We start from the raw sequence: 19,430 nt of genomic DNA, 5'->3' as shown, positions 1-19,430 counted from the left end.
GTTCAGTGCTCGGGCAGTGAATCGGCGGAGGCGGCCGCGGCGCGCTCGCGGGCGGTCGGGGACAATGCGACAAAGGCCGCTGTGAGGAAGAGAAATGAACCGAGTGCGACGGCCAGCGGAAAGATGAATTCCATTGCGGTGACACCGGTCAACGGCGCGCGGCTGGGCGTCAATTCAATCCGTACGGCAGCCATTCCGGTGTAGTGCATGCTGCTGACGGCGAGCCCCATGACGAGGGAGGCGAGGGCCGCGCCGACCGCGCCGCGCACATGGAGCGCGGCCCACAGGGCTGCGGTGGCGGCGCCGGCGGCGATGACCACCGAGAGCGCGACCAGCCCCGGGTCGAAGCCGACGTGCCCGTGCAGCCGCATCGCCGCCATGCCCAGGTAGTGCATGGCGGCCACGCCGACACCGGTGCCCAGGCCGCCGAGCAGCAGCGAACGCGGCCCGGCGGCGCCGTAGCCGACGGTGAAGACACCGGCGCCGACGACCAGCATGGCGATCAGCAGGCTGAGCACGGTCAGCGGGACGTCGTAATGGACCGGGCTGCCGGTGACCCCGAATCCGAGCATGGCGATGAAGTGCATGGTCCAGATGCCGGAGCCGATGGCGACGGAGGCGGTCAGCAGCCAATTGCGGCGCGAGCGGCCGTCGGCGGCTCGTGCGCGGACGGTACAGCGCAGCCCGAGGGCAGATCCCACGCATGCCATGGCATAGGCGAGGACCGGAGATATCCAGCCCGCGCTGAAGTGGTGGAGGTGGCCCACGGAGTTTCCTTTCGCGTTTTCGGTTCGCGGCGACGGACGCTAACACGTGATCGTCTTGTGAAACTCGGACACCAGGGCCGAGAGATTCCGCGAGGAATGCGGAGCTCTTGACGCACCGTTTCATTACCGGCGAGTTCAGTGAACTCGTTTCCGGGTATATGTCCACCCTTGCCCGGGCGGCCGGGACTTCTGATTGCGCGTCAATTACGGGCGAATACCGCCCGGCTCATTCCGGCAATGGAAGTGGCAATGAGAAAGGTCACGCACGGTGCGGCCGCCATGCCCGCACAAGCTCCGCCATGCCCACTCAAAAGGGTGGCAGGAGCGTCATATGGGGCGATGCGAAGACTCCACAGGATGCGAACACCTGCACACGGGAGCGCACGTTCGCCGGTATGCATGATCGAAGAGGGAGGGCCTTCAATTGACTCCGAGCGACGAGCCATGATGACGGGGCGCAAGCGACGTGCTGCAGACCGTTATCGCGCCTCCGGTCGAAATCCCTTGCTGGTCCGGAGAGTTGAGTCCCGCAACTTCAAGGAGACGAATCCCCATGAACATCCTCACCGACCTGCTGGCCAACATCCTGCACATCGTGGGTTGGCTGGTCTGACAGGTCACACCCCCCAAGGCGCCGCCCGCCCCCGTCCCGGGGCGGGCGGCGCCTTCGTGTCTGCCGGGCTTACTGATCCAGCTCCTGCCGGACCGTCTCCGGCAGCGTCGGGGGGACGAGGGGCGACACCAGGCACAGCGCGGCCACGCACAGGGGAAGAGGCCGGCGCGACCGACCTGCTGGGACCAGGTGCCGGCGTACGGGGCGGCGCGAAGGAGCGAACCGAGGGGCAGCCGACAGGCACCAAATGCGGTGCCCCGGAGCAGAGTTGCCGTGCGCTGCGCGAATGTGTGGGACCGCGTCATTTTACGTTCATTCTGCAACCGTCTCGCTCTGGTTTCTCTCTGTCTCTGTGCAACACCCCTTCCGTCCCACCAGGCCCACGGCTCAGGGGGACGGACCGAGGGGCGACCGATGTGTTACCCATTGGAGGATTTGTGCCCAACCGAACCAGGAGCATGGTGGCAGGCGCTCTGGGCGCCGCCTTGGTCGCGGCCGCGGCAGGCGGCGCCATGGCAGCACCGACGGACGGCAACGGGCGGGGCCAGGACCAGCCCTCCACGAGTGCCGCCAAGCAGAGCAAGCCCACCCAGGGCGACCTCGACGGCGACGGCCACGCGGACCTCGGCGTGGGGGCGCCCGAAGGCACCGTCTCCGGGAAGTCCAAGGCGGGCTACGTGGGCGTGACCTACGGCGCCAAGGGTGGCGTCGACACCAAGCGGCACAGCACGCTGACGCAGGCCAGCGCGGGCGTGCCCGGCACCCCGGAGGCCAAGGACGGCTTCGGCTCGGCCGTGGTGCGCGGCGACGTGGACGGGGACGGTTACGCCGACCTGGTCGTCGCCGCGAACAACGAGGCCATCGGCAGCACTGCGCAGGCCGGTTCCGTCACGATCGTCTTCGGCTCCAAGAGCGGCCTGTCCGGCGACGCCATCGCCTTCCACGCGCCGAAGGTCGCCGCCAACGCGCACTTCGGCGACCAGATAGCCGTGGGCGACCACAACAAGGACGGCTTCAGCGACCTCGCCATCTCCGACGGCGCGAAGGTACAGCTCGTCAAGGGTGCGAAGAACCTGCGGCAGACCGCGACCCCGAAGATGACCAGCGTCACCCCGCCCGGCGGCGGCGTCAGCGTCGAGCACCTGGCCTCCGGCGACATCAACGGGGACGGCTACACCGATCTCGTCACCGTCGCCTCCGAGGACTCGCCCTCCGACGAGGGCACGCTCGGCGTGCTGCCCGGCTCGTCCGGGGGCCTGAAGAGCACGCCGCTGGGCAAGGACATCCCGCTGCCGTTCGCGCAGTACCGCCCCGTGGTCGGCGACATCAACGGCGACGGGAAGGCGGACGTCGTCACGGACACCGGCTTCTCGGACGGTCCGCAAGACCAGAAGCTGCGCACCTACCCCGGCACCGCCGGCGGGCTCGACTCCGACAAGCCGGTGGACTGGAAGGGCAAGGCCCAGGAGGGCGAGGCCATCCGGCTCGCCGACTTCGACGGCGACGGCCACGACGACCTGGTGGTCAGCAACACCGGTGCCGAGGCGCCCGGGGGCTATAACAACGCCGGCGCCATAAACGTGCTCAGGGGCACCGCGAACTGGCTGACCGACGAGGGGGCGCAGACCTTCTCGCTCGACACCGAGGGTGTCCCCGGCTCCATGGCGGGCAACGACAAGTTCGGTACGTCCGTCTCGCCGGCCGATTACAACGGTGACGGCAAGGCGGACCTGGCCGTGGGCATCCCGAACCGCACCGACGGCGTCGGCGCGGCGGCCCTGCTGTACGCGGGCACCGACGGGCTGAACGCCAAGGGCTCGTCCCTCATCAATCCGAGTGACCTGGGTTCCCCGGCGACGAAGGGCCGCTTCGGCACGGAGCTGACGAACCCGGCGAACTAGGCCAGCACGCTGGGGCCAGTTCAGCAAATCACCTGCCTGTGCCGGCCGATGACTCGTCGTTACCAGCATGGGGCGGGGTGATCTGACAGATGGCCGAGTGGGAACGGCTGCGGCCGTTCCTGCCGGTCATCGACCGGCGTTGCGGATGGTGGCGGGATCACCGGCAGGTGATCGATGGGATCTCCACGGGTGCGAACCGGTGTGCAGTGACGTGACCTGCCCGAAGGGTTCGGCCCGTGGAAGACGGTCTGTGACGTAACCGCCCGGGCAAGTCCTAGGAGCCGACCGCGGCTCGTCGCAGTCAACTTGGGCCCCAACCGCACCAAGGTGACAAGGGCTCCGCCGAAGGGCATAGCGGGCCTCTCCCCTCGAAGGCTTCGTCGCGTGCGGCACGGTAGCAGCAGCCCTGAGATCCTGTTCGTCACCCACTCTGCTCTGCTGTACTGCCCTGCGGCTAATTTGTGTGCAGGACAGGTACGCAGGCCGTGGTGGCAGAGGTGCGCGAGGGACGGGAGGTCGGGAAGAGTGTCGTTGCGCGCAGGTGATCCAGCCGAGATCGGCGGCTATCCGCTGGAGGCGCGACTCGGCTCGGGTGGCATGGGCACGGTCTTTCTGGCCCGTACGAGTTCGGGGCGTCGGGTCGCGATCAAGCTGATCCACCCGCAGTTCGCGGCGGACGACGAGTTCCGCATCCGCTTTCGGCAGGAGGTGGCGGCGGCGAGGCAGGTGAGTGGCGCGTTCACCGCCGCCGTGGTCGACGCTGCCCCTGAGGCCGAGCAGCCGTGGATGGCGACGACGTATATCCAGGGGCACACGCTCGCCCGGCGCATCGCCACGAAGGGTCCGCTGAGCGGAGCGGAGCTGAGGAGGCTCGCCATCGGGCTGGCGGAGGCGCTGCGGGACATCCACCGGGTGGGGGTCATCCACCGTGACCTGAAGCCCTCGAACGTCGTGCTCTCGCCCGAGGGCCCCCGCGTCATCGACTTCGGTATTTCGCGCGCCGTGGACCAGCAGACGCTGACGATTACCGGGCGGGTCATCGGTACGCCGCCCTTCATGTCACCGGAGCAGTTGCAAGCGCCGCGCGATGTAGGGCCGCGGTCCGATGTCTTCTCGCTGGGGACGCTGCTGGCCTACTCAGCGACGGGCCACGGGCCCTTCGACGCGGAGAGCCCCTACATTTCTGCGTACCAGGTGGTGCATGAGGAGCCGTCGCTGGAGGATGTGCCGGTGGCTTTGCGCACGGTCATCGAGTCGTGCCTGGCCAAGGAGCCCAACGGGCGGCCCTCGGCGGACGAACTCCTCGTGCTGCTACGGGACCTGCCGGCCGACCTCGGCCAGATGGACGCGGCGGGAGTTGGCACGGGCCGCACCCGCGACATGGTCACCGAGCATCACTTCGCGGCGCCGGCGACCCCGGCGCCGGCCAGCCCGACGCCGGCCAGCCCGACGCCGGCCGCCACACCCGCCACCCCCACACCCGCCACACCGACTCCGCCGGCCCCGACCATCACCCCGGCCGACCCCGATACGGGGAAGGCCGGCACCTCCACCATCGGCCGCCGAGTGCATCCCCGATGGCGTCCCGTGTTCGCGGCCGCGGTCGCCGTCGCGGTGGCAGCGATCGGTGGCGGAGTCGCCGCGCTGACGGCGGGCGGCTTCGGGGGGAACAGCGGCGGCGACAAGGGCAACAACAGCTCTGCAGCGGCGGGTGCCGCACTTCCGGACGGTTTCAAGCCGTGGCAGAAGGCCGTGCCCGGCGGTCGCCCCGACATCCCCGACGAACTGCGGTGCATCGCGCACGGCGACGCGCTGTTCTGCGGGGGCGGCAGTGTCGTCGCGACCCGTATCAGGGCCAAGGACGGCTCGCGGGTGTGGACGGCGAAGAGCCCCGGCGTCCCCGTCAACGGCATGCACCTGGTGGGCGCCACCGACGACACGGTGCTCGGTTACCGCTTCGCCGCCCAGGACGCCCCGCAGGACCCTCCCAGCGAGGTGGTGGCCCTCGACGCGAAGGCCGGACGGGAGCTGTGGTCCGCGCCGTCCGGCGCCCAGTCGACGGCCGTCACGGGTCGGACTCAGGACGCCGTCGTGGTCGGTTCCGACGTCGTGACGGTCGACGCTTCCAACTCCCGCTTCGAGGCCCGCAACGCGCACAGCGGTCAGGTCACCTGGACGTCGCCCTTCCCGGCGGGTACGCAGTGCGCTCCCGTCCCGGCGGGCTCACGGCTCGTCGCGATGTGCGCGAAGGATGCGGAGGTGGATGCGTTGGCAGTGCGCCACCCCACCCTGTACCCGGTCGACCGCGCCTCGGGGACACTGGGCAGGCCCATCGCGGTCGACGGCCCCGCCGTGCCGATGGGCGTCGCCGACGGCAGGCTCGTACTCCTGCAAGTACACAGGGAGGGAACGCAGCTGACCGGCTACGACGGGGTGACGCGGGTCGACCCGGCCGCGCGGAAGGTCACGTACTCCCGGCTGGCCACGACATACGCGGGGACGCCCGGCATGGTGGACAGCACCGTCTACGTCAGCGGGCAGACCGGCCTCGTCACCGCACTGGACCCGGCGACCGGCCGGAAGAAGTGGTCGCGGCAGACTGGCGTGGAGGGCGCGGCGGGTCCTGTTGCGGGAGCCGGCGCACTGTATTTCAGCTCGGCCACCGGCCGGGTGGTCGCGCTGTCGCCCGACGACGGCAAACCCCTGTGGACAACAGATCCGCAGGTCGATGGTTTGACGGGCGAGCAGGGTGCGAGCCCGCGGGTGACTCTTGCCGGGCGTGCGGTGATCGTGGCCGCGGCCAAGAACACCCTCTTCGCTTTCGACGCGCAGAAGCCACCGAAGTCGGGCTGACACGGGTGGCTGCACGGCGGCTGCAACCCTGCCAGCGAGTACCGCGAGAAGCGCCTCACCGGTCCAGCGGGCTGTGAGCGGTCTCGGGCAGTCGGAGGTAGACGGCAGAGGAGACCAGGCACAGCACGGCCACGTACACGGGGAACAGACCGGCGTGCCCCATGTCCTTGAACAGGGTGCCGACATAAGGCGCCGTGCCGCCGAAGAGGGCAACGGTGAGCGAGTAGGGGAAGCCGATTCCCGCGGCGCGCACCCGTGCCGGGAACGTCTCCGCGTTCACGGCCGCCGAGACCGCCGTGAAGCCGCTCAGCAGGATCATGCCCGCGCACTGCACGAGCAGCAGCGTGACGAACGAGTCGTCGAGCATGCGCAGCAGCGGCACGATCAGCGCGGCGAAGCCGAGCCCGAACATCAACAGCAACGGCTTGCGCCCGATCCGGTCGGAGAGGATGCCCGCGAGGGGCTGGAGCAGGGCGAAGAACATCAGCGAGAGGGTGCCCGCCAGCAGCGCGTCTGCTTTCTCCACCCCGGCGTTGAGCTCGGCGTACGTCGGCAGATACGAGGTCCACGTGTAGTACGCGAGTGTGCCGCCCGCCGTGATTCCGCAGATCAGCAGCGACTCGCGCGGATGACGGCGCAACGCCTCGAAGAGGCCTGGCCGGGACGCCTTCGCCGGCTCCTCGATCGGAGTCTCCCCCGCTCGAACGGAGTCGAGAGCGTGGGGAAGCGTCTCGCGCGCGCCGCGCCGGACCCAGAAGCCCACGAGGCTCAGGAGCGCGCCCAGCACGAACGGGACCCGCCAGCCCCAGCTGCCCATGGTCGCGGGCGCGAGATTCGCGACGAGCAGCGCCGCGACGCCGGAAGCGACGAGCTGGCCGATGGTCGTCGACACATACTGGAAGCTGGAGAAGAGCCCCCGCCGCCCGGGCCCGGCCGACTCCACGAGGAACGTGGTCGAGGCGGCGAACTCCCCGCCCACCGACAGCCCTTGCAGCAGCCTGGCCAGGACGAGGACGACCGGTGCGAGGATGCCGGCGGCGGCGTACGTCGGCGTCAGTCCCACCAGCAGGCTGCTGCCGCCCATCAGCAGAATGGTCACCGTCAGCGCCGTACGGCGCCCGCGCCGGTCGGCGACCGCGCCCATCAACAGCCCGCCGACGGGCCGCATGAAGAATCCCACCGCGAAGACCGCGAACGTCGAGAGCAGCGGCACCAGCGAATTCGCCGCGCTCATGGGGAAGATCTGCGCGGCGATATACGTGGCAAGGAAGGTGTATGTGTACCAGTCGTACCATTCGACGGCATTGCCGATGGAGGCGGCGAGCAGCTGCCGTGCCCGTGACGGCGGGTGCGCCCCGCCGGGCACCCGGTCCCTGGCTATGTGTTCGGCGTTCGACATGGTCCTCCGCTCCCGGTGCATTTCCTCGGCCCGCGACTGGGGCAGGACGAGCCGATAGGTGATCATGTACCGGGGAAGCGGGGGCGGTCCAGGGTTTCGGGCGGACCGAGAACGGGAGCCGGCCGCGTCCCGTGCCGACGGCGCACCGTCACCTCGTCCGCGGTCCGCCGGCAGCGGCTGCCGGTCGGCACGTCACACGGACCAGGACCGCCGGACCAGGACCAACGACCGATCCGCCGCGCCGGTCCGGCAGATAGGTTCCTTCTGCAACCACCCGACGGCGCTCCGCCCAGCTGGGCGCCCCAAGAGGAGCTCCCATGCGCGTCATCGCCTTCGACCACCTCGTGCTGAACGTCTCGGACATCGAGCGTTCCCTCGACTTCTACTGCGGCTCGCTCGGCCTGGAGCCGGTCCGCGTCGACGGCTGGCGCGCGGGCGAGGTGCCCTTCCCCTCCGTGCGCGTGAGCGCGGACACCATCATCGACCTCATGCAGGGGCCCCGGGAGGGCTCCAACGTCGACCACCTCTGCCTGGTCGTCGAGCCGCTCGACTGGCAAGAGGTCATCGACTCGGGCGAGTTCACGGTGACCGACGGCCCCGGGCCACGCTTCGGCGCCCGCGGCACGGGCCAGTCCCTGTACGTCAGCGACCCGGACGGCAACACCGTCGAACTGCGCTGGTATGCGGACAACGCCTGAGGGCCGTCCCGCGAGCGAGGTTGTGAACAGGTCGCCCCCACTACCGCTCGATCCCGCACGCACGTGAGGGAGCCCCCGCATCAGGGGCTCCCTCACGTGCGCGTCCGGGCTCCGGTCCGGGCTCCAGTCCGTCAGAGCTTTCCGCCGATTTCGCAGGCCTGGCACGGCGGGCGGCCGCAGGTGCACTGCATGAGGGCTTCGAGGACGTCGCGGTCGTGGTAGAGGCACTCGTCCCGGCAGGTGTGGCGCGGGATGAAGCCCGCCGGGATCTCACCGGGCCAGGGCTCGTGGCCGTCGCGGCAGCGGGTGAAGCGGTCGGGGTCGGTGGAGTGCAGGTCGTGCATGCCCGCCCGGGCCTCGTCCTCCAGCTCGCGTACCCGCACCACCAGGCTCTTCAGCTCGGCGGCGATCCCGGAGTACCGGTCGGAGCCGGTCCGCACATGGGCGGCCCGCAGCGCCATGGCGGCGTTGCCCAGAAATCGGCCGGCGTCCTGGAGGTCGGTCACGTGATGCATCTGAATGCCGTTCACGCCCCGTACCCATACGGCGTCCGTACTGCTCACTGATCCACCTTCCCGGTGCTCACCTTGGTTTTCCTGCAAAAACAGTATGCGCGGCGCCGATGCCTTCGCATAAGGAAAAATCATTCCATTTACGGACGCTAAGGGGATCACCTCGCGCCCGTCCAGGAATGTCGGCGTGAGTCCGCTCACAAGGGGCTGGTGGATCTTCTGTGGAAGTTCCTCCCGGAATTAGTTCTGGAGTTCTGGATCTTTCAAGGACTTCGGGAATTCTGCGGTGCCCCCTCGTCCGTCGTGGCCTTCTTTGCCGTCGTAGCCGTCTTTGCCGTCGTGCGTTATCCGGCGACCGTGTACGAGCGTGCTCCCGTCCCGGCGAGGCCGCCGCCGTCGACGATCAGGTACTCGGAGCGGACGGGGCGCCCGTCGAGCCAGCTCTCCAGGATCTCCCGGGTGCCGGCGGCGTAGCGGGCCTGCGCCGACAGCGTCGTACCGGACACATGCGGGGTCATCGCCTCGTACGGCATGGTGCGCCAGGGGTGGTCGGGCGGTGGCGGCTGCGGATACCAGACGTCACCGGCGTAACCGGCCAGCCGGCCGTTGTTGAGGGCCCGCACCACGGCGTCCCGGCTGACGATGAGCGCGCGTGCGGTGTTGACGATGTACGAGCCGCGCCTCATGGCCCCGATCAGGTCGTCGTCGAAGAGGTTCTGCGTCTGCGGATGCAGTGGCGTGTGGATCGACAGCACGTCGATCGCGGAGGCCAGCGCGCGGACGTCGGGGTGGTAGGTCAGCCCCAGCTCCTGCTCGACGTCCCCGGGCAGCCGGTGCACATCGCAGTAGTGCAGGGTGACGTCGAACGGCTTGAGGCGGCGCAGCACCGCCTGGCCGATCCGGCCGGAGCCGAGGACGCCCACGTCCATGCCTTCGAGGTCGTAGGCGCGCGACGCGCTGTCCGCGATGTTCCAGCCCTTCTTGGCGGTCACCCACTCGTGGGAGGGCAGGTAGTTGCGCACCAGGGTCAGGATCTGCATGACGGCGTGCTCGGACACGCTGATGCTGTTGCTGTAGGTCACCTCCGCCACCGTCATGCCGTGCTCGATGGCGCTGGGCAGGTCCACGTGGTCCGACCCGATCCCGGCGGTGATCGCGAGTCTGAGGCGCGGGGCCGCGGCGATGCGCTCGGGGGTCAGGTAGGCGGGCCAGAAGGGCTGCGAGATCACCACGTCGGAGTCGGGCAGCTCACGGTCGAGTGCGGAGTCCGCCCCCTCCTTGTCGGAGGTGACGACGAAGGTGTGGCCCCGCTCCTCCAGGAAGCGGCGCAGTCCCAGTTCTCCCGAGACGCAGCCGAGCAGCTGTCCCGGGGTGAAATCGATGGCTTGCGGGGTCGGCGCGGTCTGACCGCCCGGATAGCCGGTGATGGTGGGAATCTCGTCGCGGGCGTAATCGGGGGGATATCCGCCCACGGGGTCCGGATAGAGCACCGCGAGAATCTTTGCCATGGCCGTCCTCCATCGGTGGTGGCCACTGCTCCTGCAAACCGGTCGGTCATCTCGCACCGTCCGGCGCCGGTGATCAAATTTTAGTCGCGGGGGCATCGGTGCGGCAATCCCCGGCGATAATGGAGGAGCTGTGCCAGCGAATTGGGGATACGGCTGTACCGATGAGGCCTGCGGATGCTCGGGTGCCCGAGCCGGACGGCGGGCCCGCACGGTCACACGAGCCGTTCCGTGCCCGGCTGCGGCCGGGCGTCCTGGCGGCGGTCGCGCTGGGCGGCCTGCTGGGCGGGACGGCCCGCTATGTGCTGGGCCTGGCCTTTCCCACGCCCGCGGGGAGCTTCCCGCTGACGACCTTCGCCGTGAATGTGTCCGGCTCGTTCCTGCTGGCGCTGCTGCTCGTGTACGTGCTGGAGGTCTGGCCGCCGACCCGGTACGTGCGGGCGTTCGCCGGCGTCGGGTTCCTCGGCTCGTTCACCACCTTCTCGACGTGGATGGCCGACACCGACCGCCTTCTGGTCCACGGCCACCTCACCACCGCGGCGGTCAACGTGTTCGGCAGCCTGGCCGCCGGCCTGGCCGCCACCGTGCTGGGTCTGGCGGTGGGGCGGCTGGCGTCGGCCCGCCGGGCCCGGAGCGCCGCGCGGCGCGGCCGCGCCCCCCGTTACGGCTGGTGGGTCCGGTGATCACCCTGCTCGCCGTCGCTGCTGCGGCCGCGGCCGGGGCGGTCGCACGCCATGTAGTGGACCAGTACGCACAGCACCGGAGCCCGGGGGTGTTCCCGCGCGGCATCTGGCTGATCAACGTTTCCGGCTCGTTCGTGCTGGGGCTGCTGGTGGGCCTCGGTGCGCGGCACGGCCTGCCGGCGCAGCTCCTGACCATCGTCGGCGTCGGCTTCTGCGGTGCCTACACGACGTTCTCCACGTTCAGTTACGAGCTGGTCCGCCTCTGCGAGAAAGGCCAGGTGAGGGCGTCCCTCTGGTACGCCGTGGCGAGTCTCGCCGCGGGGCTGGCGGCAGCGGCGGCCGGGGCCGTCATCGGGGCGTTCTGAACCCGTACGGGCCCGGCCCGTGCGCGACTTGACACCGGGATTTGCTGGACGTCTCCTGGAAAGAGAGACGAAATGAACTGCTGCGCACGCTCATCGGAGCGCGCCGCAGACAAGCGGGTTGACCGGCGTCCACCGGAATGCGGAGGCTGCTGATGGCAACCTACGAATATCAGTGCAGCCGCTGCGGGCCTTTCGAGGTGAAACTGGCGATCGGGACGGCGCCCGGGACCTATGGCTGCCCTGTTTGCGCGGTCGCCGCACGGCGCGTGTTCTCCTCGCCCGGCCTCACGGTGACACCGCACGCGGTCGCCGCCCTCCACGACCGGGAAGAGCGGGCCCGTGAGGCCCCGGCAGTGGTCTCCGAAGTGCCACCGGGCAAGCGGGTGCCCAGGCGCCCGCACCCCGCACTCTCGCGGCTGCCGCGTCCCTGAGGGCGGTGGTCGGCCCGCCAGAACGTCGTGCGCGGGACGGGTGATTCCGTCCCCCACGCGGACTGAGGAGGTGCGTCCCCGTGGGTAACGTGGGACTGCTCTTTGTCGGTGCGGTGCTGTTCATCAACGGCATGCTGTTGCTGGGGAAGGTCGACGGCCGGGCAGCAGCGGTCTTCAACCTTTTCGTCGGCGCACTGCAGGTACTGACGCCGACCTACCTCATCATTGCCGCCGCCGGTGATCCCGTGAAGATCCTGGCGGTTTCCGGTATTTACCTGTTCGGCTTCACCTACCTCTACGTAGGTATCGGACTGCTCGCCAACCTCGACACCACCGGCGTCGGCTACTACTCGTTGTTCGTGGCGGTCGCCGCCCTGGGCTACTCGTTCGTCAACTTCCATGTCCTGAAGGACTATCCCTTCGGCGTCATCTGGCTCTACTGGGCATTCCTGTGGTTCCTGTTCTTCCTGCTGCTCGGACTCAAGCTGGACAGCCTGACCACCTATACGGGCTATGTCACGGCGATCGAGGGCTGGGTCACCGGCGCGATTCCCGCGGCGCTGCTGCTCTCCGGTTACTGGACACATCCCAACGAGACCGCGATCGCACTCGGGGTCTTCGGCGTGGTGGTGTTCGGGGCGCTGTGGCCGCTCACCCGGAAGTCGCGGAAGCCGGCCCCGGCGGCCGGAACCGTGGGCGCACCAACGTGACCGGATCAGAAATGAGGAGCTGTCATGCCCGAAATTCTCTTCAATGTGGACCACAGCAAGTCGATGCGTGACCAGGACGTCCCCGGGCACAACAGGTGGCACCCGGACATCCCCTCCGTCGCCATGGTGAAGCCGGGAGCGGAATTCCGTATGGAGTGCCGTGACTGGACCGACTGCCAGGTGGGCAACAACGACACCGCCAACGACGTACGCGACATCGACCTGACCATTCCTCACATGCTCAGCGGCCCGATAGGCGTGGAGGGCGCCGAACCCGGCGACCTGCTCGTCGTCGACATCCTCGACCTCGGCCCCGTGCCGCAGCAGGCCGGTGACGCGGCGGGCCAGGGCTGGGGCTATACCGGCATCTTCGCCAAGGCCAACGGCGGCGGATTCCTGACCGACTACTTCCCGGACGCCTACAAGGCGATATGGGACTTCCACGGGCAGCAGGCGGTCTCCCGGCACCTGCCCGGTATCCGCTTCACCGGGATCACCCACCCCGGCCTGTTCGGCACGGCCCCGTCCACCGAGATGCTGGCCCGCTGGAACACCCGCGAGCAGGCGCTGATCGACACCGACCCGAACCGGGTCCCGCCGCTCGCCGTACCGCCGGACAGCACCAACGCCCTCGCCGGAACGGCCACCGGAGACCTCGCCGCGCGCATCGCCGCGGAAGGCGCACGCACCGTGCCCGCCCGCGAGAACGGAGGCAACCACGACATCAAGAACTTCACGCGCGGTTCGCGGGTCTACTACCCCGTGTACGTGAAGGACGCCAAGCTCTCGGGCGGCGACCTCCACTTCAGCCAGGGCGACGGGGAGATCACCTTCTGCGGCGCCATCGAGATGGGCGGCTTCATCGACTTCCACGTCGATCTGATCAAGGGCGGCATGGAGACGTACGGCATCACCACCAACCCCGTCTTCATACCGGGCAACGTCGAGCCGAGGTACACGGAGTTCCTCACCTTCATCGGGGTCTCCGTGGACCACGACACGGACACGAACTACTACCTGGACGCGACGCTGGCCTATCGCCGGGCCTGCCTCAACGCCGTCGAGTACTTCAAGCAGTTCGGCTACAGCGGAGAGCAGGCCTACCTGCTGCTCGGCTCCGCCCCCATAGAGGGACGCATCAGCGGCATCGTCGACATCCCCAACGCCTGCTGCTCGCTGTACGTCCCCACCGCCATGTTCGACTTCGACGTCCGCCCCAGCGCGGCCGGCCCGATGAAGGCCGACCGCGGCCGGTGCGCGATGGCCGGCGCCTGAACCCACCCCGCACGGACCGGACCCGCCGGCCCCACGGCCCGGAGCCTGGGGCCGGCGGTCCTGAGCGGACGCGGTGGCCGGGATGGCCTGCGACAGGTGTGCGACCCCGCTGTCAGTGGGGATTCCTACACTGGTCGGGATGCTCCGCGCACAGGCGGTGCCGGGGCGTACGCCCGGGGGGAGGGAGCAGCAGATGGTGCTGCGGCAGGACTTACCACCACAGCGTTCGGGGGCGGCCGGCCCCGCGCCCGCGGGGGCGGAGGACGGCCCGTCCTCCGCCGCCGTTCCGCGGGCCCTGACCCCGTCCCGGCTGCTGCCCTGGCTGGGGCGGCTGGGTGTACCGGCCGCCGCGTTCGCCGTGTTCCAGGCGCTGTTGGGGATTCTGCCGCAGAACCTCGCGGGCGAGGCGGCGCGCTACTGCGTCGCGGCGACCGCCGGCGCCGGCGTCGGCGCCGTGGTGTGGCTGGCGGCGGCCCTGCTGCGGGCGCGCGGCGCGGCCGCCTCCGCCGTGGCCCCGCCCGTCCCGGTGCCGCCGCCCGCCGGGTCGCTGCCCGAGCTGGTGGACGGCACGTACCAGGCGCTGCGGCGCGGCCTCGCGGTGATCGAGGTGCCCGGCCGCGGGCCGCTCACCGGCTGGCCGCACTCCCTCGCGGAGGGCGGACCGCCGGTGCACCCGACGGCGTTCGGCACGGCGTACGGGCTCCATCTGCTGCTCGACATCGCGCCGGACGACGGCCTCATACGGGCCGGGGAGGTGGCCGAGACGCTGTGGCGGCTGCGGCTTCCCGGCGGCGGGTGGGCGGCCCGTTCGCAGGGCAGCGGGGCGCGGCCCGAGGTGTCCGCGATCGTGCTGGGCGCGCTGGCGCGGGCCGGTGCCGACCCCCGGCTGCTGGAGGCCGAAATACGCTCCTGCGAGGTGTTGTGGGACCCGGACCACGACGCCTCGGGGCTGGCGAACACCTATGTGGTGACGAATGTGCTGCGCGGGCTGCTGCGGGCGGCGCCCGGGGCCACGGCGCTGGCCGGACTGCGGGAGGTGCTGGTCAACGGCGCCACGGCCGATCCGGCGCGCGGGCATCACCGCTGCTGGGGCGCGGCGCTGGCCACCGGCCACGGCAATCCGGCGCCGTCCGCGGTGCACACCGCGCGGGCGGTGGTGGCGCTGGACCGCGCCGCGCGGGTGCTCGGCGAGGACGAACGGCAGCGTGCGGTGCGCGAGGAGGGCCTGCGCTGGCTGCTGGCCGGCCCGGGGGCGCCCGGGGGTGGCGCGTCCGATCTCCAGAACTGCCAGGAGGAGGTGCGGCGGCCGGTCCAGGAAGATCCGCTGCATCAGGAGCTGCTGTCCGTACGGCACTTCGCGGCCGCGTGGGTGGCCCGTGCGCTGATGACGGAAGGCGCCCGCCGGGTGGCGGCCGGGGAGGTGGGGCTGCCGGTGTGGGAGGCGCGGCTGACCGCCGCCGTGACGCGGGTGCACGCCCTGCAGCGGGGCGGGGTGTGGCGGTGGGACGACGGGCCCATGGGGCATCCGGTGTGGATGGCGTATCAGGGACTGTCGGTGCTGCGGCGGTACGCGCTGATGGTCTACCGGCCGTGCGGCGGGCCGGGTTCCGAGGACGGGGGCGCAGGCGGGAACTCCGCACGGTGACGCTTGCGGGCACTGCCGGTCAGGGCCCCACAGCGGGCGGACGAACGGCCGGAAGGGCGGTGCGGGTTCACGGTGCCGGTGCGGTCCAGGCAGGTGGCGAACGGGAGGCGGACATGCAGGTCGAGGAGGCCCGGCGGCTGCTGGTGGACGGGCTGGGCGGGGGTCCGGAGCCGCCGTCGCCCGAGTCGGCGCGCGAGGTCATCGCCCGGCTGGCACGGCCCGAAGCGCTCGGCCCGCTGGTGCGCCGCCTGTCCGCCGGCGATCTGGAGTTCGCGGAGTGCCTCCGGCTGTCGTACCGCCATGCGCTGGGCTTCGACAAGCTGTTGCTGCTGCCCGGCGCGCCCCGGTTCATGCTGCGGGTCCACTTCTGGCACGGCGCGGCCGGCGCGGTCTCCGAGGACATCCACAACCACCGCTGTGCGATCGCCTCGGCGGTGGTGCGCGGCCGGGTGCGGATGGAGTGCTACGAGCCCGCCGCGGACGGCGTGCCCGCGGTCGCCTACCGGGAGACCATCGACGGCCCCGGCGGTGCCTGGCGCCTGCGCCGGGTCGGCGACGCCCGGCTGCGGCTGCTGCACGACGAGCAGTACGGCGCGGGGCGGAGCTACGGCCTGGCGGCCCGTACGCTGCACCGGGTGGTGAGCGAGGAGCCGACGGTGACGCTGTTCCTGGAGACCGCCCCGCAGCGGTCGGTGACCGACGTCTATGTGCGGAGCCACGGCCGCGTCGCGGACCGTGGCTCCGTCACGTACAGCGGCGCGGACCCGGCCCGTACCGGCGCCGCCGACCGGGCCGGCGGTGCGGTCAGGGGCGGCCGCGCCGGGCGCGGGGACCCGCCGCCCAAGACTCCGCTGCCACCGGCCGTCTATCGTGCCGAACTCGACGCTCTGGCAGCGTCTTTGGGCTACTGAAAGGGGGCGCGCCCGGATGTCCGAGGCGGGCCGTCATGGCACGGAGCCCGGCGGCGTCCAGCCGTCCGCCGAGCGCCTGGCGGATCACCGTGAGGTTGTAGGCGTCCACCCCGGCCTCGGCCAGCTCGTGGGGCCTTACCCAGCGGAAGGCCTGGTCCGCGCTGGGCAGGACGACCTCCAGTGTGAGCGGGCGGACGACGAAGTTCTCCTGATGGTTGTGGACGCGGCGGCCCCGGTAGTCGCTCAGGAAGCTGGTCGAGCCGGTGTGCGCGACGATGGCGCCGAGCAGTCCGGTCTCCTCCTTCAACTCCCGCAGGGCGCCGGTCTCGGCGGTCTCCCCACGGTCGAGCTTCCCGCACGGCACACCCCAGGCGCCGGGCAGGAATCGCTCGCGGTAGCTACGGCGCACGATCAGCACGCGGGCGTGGTGCACCACCACCGCCGCGGCCAGATGGGTGTCGGCTGCAATCTGGTTCATCGGACTTCTCGCAATCCGAAGAGACGGGCCTCAGGCCCGTGGCGGACGTCCACCGTACCGGCGATGAATCACCGGCGGACCTGTTCCGCAGCCGGCGGGCGAAGCGAGCCGGCGGCCCTCCGTGAGCCCCCTCGGACACCGCATCTGGAGGCGGCGACGCCAGGCGCAGCGCACGCTGCCGGCCGTCGCGCCATGGCCGTGAGCCGTGCCATGAAGTAGGTGCGGCGGCCACCCCGACCAATGAACTGGCCGCCGCATCCCCGACCTTACCCATGGGTCACTTACGGGGTCATCACCTGATCGGAAGCCGGAGTGAGGTATGCGTCACGCCGTACCAGCGCCGCATAGCGTCCGTCGGCGGCCAGCAGCTCGTCATGGGTGCCGCGTTCGGCGATCCGGCCGGCGTCCAGCACCACGATCTGGTCGGCGTCGCGGACCGTGGAGAGGCGGTGCGCGATGGTGAGGGTGGTGCGGCCCTCGGACAGCTCGTCGATGGCCTGCTGCACCGCGTGTTCGGTGCGGGTGTCCAGGGCGCTGGTCGCCTCGTCCAGGACGAGGACGGGCGGGTCGCGCAGGATGGTCCGGGCGAGGGCGAGGCGCTGTTTCTCGCCGCCGGAGAAGCGGTAGCCGCGTTCGCCGACGAGGGTGTCGTAGCCGTCGGGGAGGGCGGCGATGTGGTCGTGGATCTGGGCGGCCCGCGCGGCGCGTTCGATCTCCTCGTCGGTGGCGTCCGGTTTGGCGAAGCGGAGGTTCTCGGCGACCGAGGCGTGGAAGAGGTAGGTCTCCTGGGAGACCACGCCGACCGAGCGCGCGAGGGTGTCGAAGTCGAGGTCGCGGACGTCCGTGCCGTCGAGGGTCACCCGGCCGCCGGTCACGTCGTAGAGCCGCGGGACGAGGTAGCTCAGGGTGCTCTTGCCGCTGCCGGTCGACCCGACGACGGCGAGGCTGCCGCCCGCCGGGAGGGTGAGGTCGATGCCGTCGAGGGTGGCGGCGGCCTCCGGGTCGTAGCGGAACGTCACGTTCTCGAAGCGGACTTCACCGCGCGGGGAGGCGATCCGGACCGGCTCGGCGGGCTCGGTGATGGTGACCGGCAGATCGAGGTACTCGAAGATCCGCTGGAAGAGGGCGAGCGAGGTCTGCATCTGCACGCCGGTGGAGAGCAGGGAGACGGTGGGGCGCAGCAGGCCCTGCTGGAGCGAGACGAAGGCGACGAGGGTGCCGAGGGAGAAGGCCGGTCCGCCCAGTCCGAGGACCAGGCCGGCCGCCCAGTAGATCAGGGCGGGCATGGCGGCCATCACGATCCCGATGGTGGCCATCCGCCAGCGGCCCGCCATGCTGGCGCGGACCTCCAGGTCGACCAGGCGCTCGGATTCACCGGCGAAGGTCCGGGTGAGGGAGTCGGCGCGGCCCATCGTGCGGCCGAGGAGGATGCCGCTGACCGAGAGGGACTCGGTGACCATCGCGGACATCGCGGCCATCTGCTTCTGCCGCTGGGTGGTGATCTTCTTGCGTTCGTTGCCGACCCGGCGGCTGATCCAGACGAAGAGCGGAAGCAGCAGCAGGGAGACCACGGTCAGCCGCCAGTCCAGGGCGAGCATGGCGCAGACGGTGGCGAGGACGGAGGTCAGGTTGGAGACCAGGGAGGTCGCGGTGGAGGTGACCGTCGCCTGCATCCCGCCGATGTCGTTGGCGATCCGGGACTGGACCTCGCCGGTGCGGGTGCGGGTGAAGAAGGCCAGCGGCATCCGCTGGAGCTTGGCGTAGACCGCGGTGCGCAGGTCGTGCATCACCCGCTGGCCGACGGTGGTGGACAGCAGGGTCTGCAGCACCCCGAACACGCTGGTGGTGACGGCGGTGACGATCATGCCGAGGGCGAGCAGGGTCAGCAGTCCGGTGCGCCGGGCGGGTATCGCCACGTCCAGGATCTCCCGGAGGAGGAACGGGGAGGCGACCGAGACCAGCGAGGAGGCGCCGACGAGCAGGCCGACGAGGGCGAGCCGGGCGCGGTAGGGGCGGAAGAGGGTGAGTATCCGCCGCAGCGGGACCGGCTTGTCCGGGTCCTTGGGCGGCGGGGTCCATTGGGGTTCGTCGCTGCGCATGGGCTCCTTCGAGGGTGTGCGGCGTCGCGGCAGGGGCGGCCGGGGGGACACGCAGCGTGGAGCCTAGCTCATTGTTACCTATGTTCACAATGAATAACGTCCTGCCGTCCGCTATCCTCGCGGTATGCCCTCCCCCGAGCCGACGGTCAGCACCAGCAACCTCGCCGAGCAGCTGGTCCGGCTGACCCGCCGGATGCACCGCGCCCAGAAGCACCACCTGGCACACCTGGACCTCGCCTTCACCCCCGCGCAGTCCCGGCTCCTGCGGATCGTCGACCACTACCGCGACGCCCCGCCGCGGATGGCCGACCTCGCGGAGCGGCTGGAGGTCGTCCCGCGCGCGGTGACCACGCTGGTGGACGCCCTGGAGGCGCAGGGCGCGGTGCGCCGGGTGCCCGATCCGGCCAACCGGCGGGTGATCCGGATCGAGCTGACCGACACCGGCCGCGCCACGCTGCGGGCGTTGCGCAGCGCACGGCGGGCCGCGGCGGAGGAGATCCTGGCACCGCTCACCGCCGAGCAGCGCGAGGTGCTCGGCGGACTGCTGTCCACCCTGGTCGACGGGACGGGTTCGCCGCACTGAGC

The 19,430-nt window shown here is 70.6% G+C and carries 17 protein-coding genes; 11 read left to right on the top strand and 6 right to left on the bottom strand.

The window, feature by feature from the left end:
- Positions 1 to 2: 2 nt before the first annotated feature.
- Positions 3 to 767, bottom strand: coding sequence for an MHYT domain-containing protein (locus ACGFN2_RS01470; protein ID WP_362608362.1), 765 nt, complete (start codon positions 765 to 767; stop codon positions 3 to 5).
- Between the two features lie 1,125 nt (positions 768 to 1,892).
- On the opposite strand from ACGFN2_RS01470, the gene ACGFN2_RS01465 reads away from it, so the two are divergent.
- Together ACGFN2_RS01465 and ACGFN2_RS01460 are read left to right on the top strand one after the other, a co-directional pair.
- Entirely contained in the window at positions 1,893 to 3,281 is a 1,389-nt protein-coding gene (locus tag ACGFN2_RS01465; protein ID WP_393356639.1) for an FG-GAP-like repeat-containing protein, read from the top strand.
- 525 nt (positions 3,282 to 3,806) lie between these two features.
- On the top strand, positions 3,807 to 6,134 hold the full coding sequence (locus ACGFN2_RS01460) for a PQQ-binding-like beta-propeller repeat protein (RefSeq protein ID WP_393356637.1): 2,328 nt from the start codon (positions 3,807 to 3,809) through the stop codon (positions 6,132 to 6,134).
- A gap of 55 nt (positions 6,135 to 6,189) precedes the next feature.
- Here the strand turns inward: ACGFN2_RS01460 and ACGFN2_RS01455 are convergent, their stop codons facing one another.
- A complete protein-coding gene (locus ACGFN2_RS01455) occupies positions 6,190 to 7,533 on the bottom strand; it encodes an MFS transporter (RefSeq protein ID WP_393356635.1) in 1,344 nt (447 codons plus the stop codon).
- 317 nt (positions 7,534 to 7,850) lie between these two features.
- On the opposite strand from ACGFN2_RS01455, the gene ACGFN2_RS01450 reads away from it, so the two are divergent.
- A complete protein-coding gene (locus ACGFN2_RS01450) occupies positions 7,851 to 8,231 on the top strand; it encodes a VOC family protein (protein WP_362610166.1) in 381 nt (126 codons plus the stop codon).
- A gap of 131 nt (positions 8,232 to 8,362) precedes the next feature.
- Here the strand turns inward: ACGFN2_RS01450 and ACGFN2_RS01445 are convergent, their stop codons facing one another.
- Together ACGFN2_RS01445 and ACGFN2_RS01440 are read right to left on the bottom strand one after the other, a co-directional pair.
- Positions 8,363 to 8,746: a hypothetical protein gene (locus ACGFN2_RS01445; protein WP_362610229.1), complete on the bottom strand. Its 384-nt coding sequence runs from the start codon at positions 8,744 to 8,746 to the stop codon at positions 8,363 to 8,365.
- Positions 8,747 to 9,087: 341 nt separating this feature from the next.
- Positions 9,088 to 10,251 (bottom strand): NAD-dependent formate dehydrogenase, encoded by a 1,164-nt coding sequence (locus tag ACGFN2_RS01440; protein ID WP_393356633.1) that lies wholly within the window; start codon positions 10,249 to 10,251, stop codon positions 9,088 to 9,090.
- A 182-nt stretch (positions 10,252 to 10,433) separates the two neighbouring features.
- On the opposite strand from ACGFN2_RS01440, the gene ACGFN2_RS01435 reads away from it, so the two are divergent.
- The 7 genes from ACGFN2_RS01435 (at position 10,434) to ACGFN2_RS01405 (ending at position 16,268) form a co-directional block, all read left to right on the top strand.
- Positions 10,434 to 10,931: a fluoride efflux transporter FluC gene (locus ACGFN2_RS01435; protein ID WP_393356631.1), complete on the top strand. Its 498-nt coding sequence runs from the start codon at positions 10,434 to 10,436 to the stop codon at positions 10,929 to 10,931.
- Positions 10,928 to 11,296 (top strand): fluoride efflux transporter CrcB, encoded by a 369-nt coding sequence (gene crcB / locus ACGFN2_RS01430; RefSeq protein WP_362610172.1) that lies wholly within the window; start codon positions 10,928 to 10,930, stop codon positions 11,294 to 11,296. Before ACGFN2_RS01435 ends, crcB begins: the two co-directional genes overlap by 4 nt.
- A 137-nt stretch (positions 11,297 to 11,433) precedes the next feature.
- Positions 11,434 to 11,727 carry an FmdB family zinc ribbon protein gene (locus ACGFN2_RS01425; protein WP_393356629.1) on the top strand — a complete coding sequence of 98 codons (294 nt, stop codon included), beginning with the start codon at positions 11,434 to 11,436 and terminating at the stop codon, positions 11,725 to 11,727.
- Positions 11,728 to 11,807: 80 nt separating this feature from the next.
- Complete coding sequence (locus ACGFN2_RS01420) at positions 11,808 to 12,437, top strand: AmiS/UreI family transporter (protein WP_362610177.1); 630 nt, start codon at positions 11,808 to 11,810, stop codon at positions 12,435 to 12,437.
- Between the two features lie 24 nt (positions 12,438 to 12,461).
- On the top strand, positions 12,462 to 13,712 hold the full coding sequence (gene fmdA, locus ACGFN2_RS01415) for a formamidase (protein ID WP_362610180.1): 1,251 nt from the start codon (positions 12,462 to 12,464) through the stop codon (positions 13,710 to 13,712).
- Positions 13,713 to 13,851: 139 nt separating this feature from the next.
- Positions 13,852 to 15,357 carry a hypothetical protein gene (locus ACGFN2_RS01410; RefSeq protein ID WP_393356626.1) on the top strand — a complete coding sequence of 502 codons (1,506 nt, stop codon included), beginning with the start codon at positions 13,852 to 13,854 and terminating at the stop codon, positions 15,355 to 15,357.
- Positions 15,358 to 15,470: 113 nt separating this feature from the next.
- A complete protein-coding gene (locus ACGFN2_RS01405; protein WP_393356624.1) occupies positions 15,471 to 16,268 on the top strand; it encodes a hypothetical protein in 798 nt (265 codons plus the stop codon).
- Here the strand turns inward: ACGFN2_RS01405 and ACGFN2_RS01400 are convergent.
- Positions 16,162 to 16,746, bottom strand: a complete 585-nt coding sequence (locus tag ACGFN2_RS01400; RefSeq protein ID WP_393356622.1) for an NUDIX hydrolase — start codon at positions 16,744 to 16,746, stop codon at positions 16,162 to 16,164. The two genes, ACGFN2_RS01405 and ACGFN2_RS01400, sit on opposite strands and share 107 nt — an antisense overlap.
- A 281-nt stretch (positions 16,747 to 17,027) precedes the next feature.
- Positions 17,028 to 18,845 carry an ABC transporter ATP-binding protein gene (locus ACGFN2_RS01395; protein WP_393356620.1) on the bottom strand — a complete coding sequence of 606 codons (1,818 nt, stop codon included), beginning with the start codon at positions 18,843 to 18,845 and terminating at the stop codon, positions 17,028 to 17,030.
- A gap of 124 nt (positions 18,846 to 18,969) precedes the next feature.
- Between ACGFN2_RS01395 and ACGFN2_RS01390 the strand changes: the two genes are divergently transcribed.
- Positions 18,970 to 19,428, top strand: coding sequence for a MarR family transcriptional regulator (locus ACGFN2_RS01390; protein ID WP_362610191.1), 459 nt, complete (start codon positions 18,970 to 18,972; stop codon positions 19,426 to 19,428).
- The last annotated feature ends 2 nt before the right edge of the window (positions 19,429 to 19,430 follow it).

The sequence above is a fragment of the Streptomyces sp. NPDC048612 genome (assembly GCF_043199295.1).
In the GTDB taxonomy this organism is placed as follows: domain Bacteria; phylum Actinomycetota; class Actinomycetes; order Streptomycetales; family Streptomycetaceae; genus Streptomyces.
This window is presented reverse-complemented; position numbering and strand designations above follow the sequence as displayed.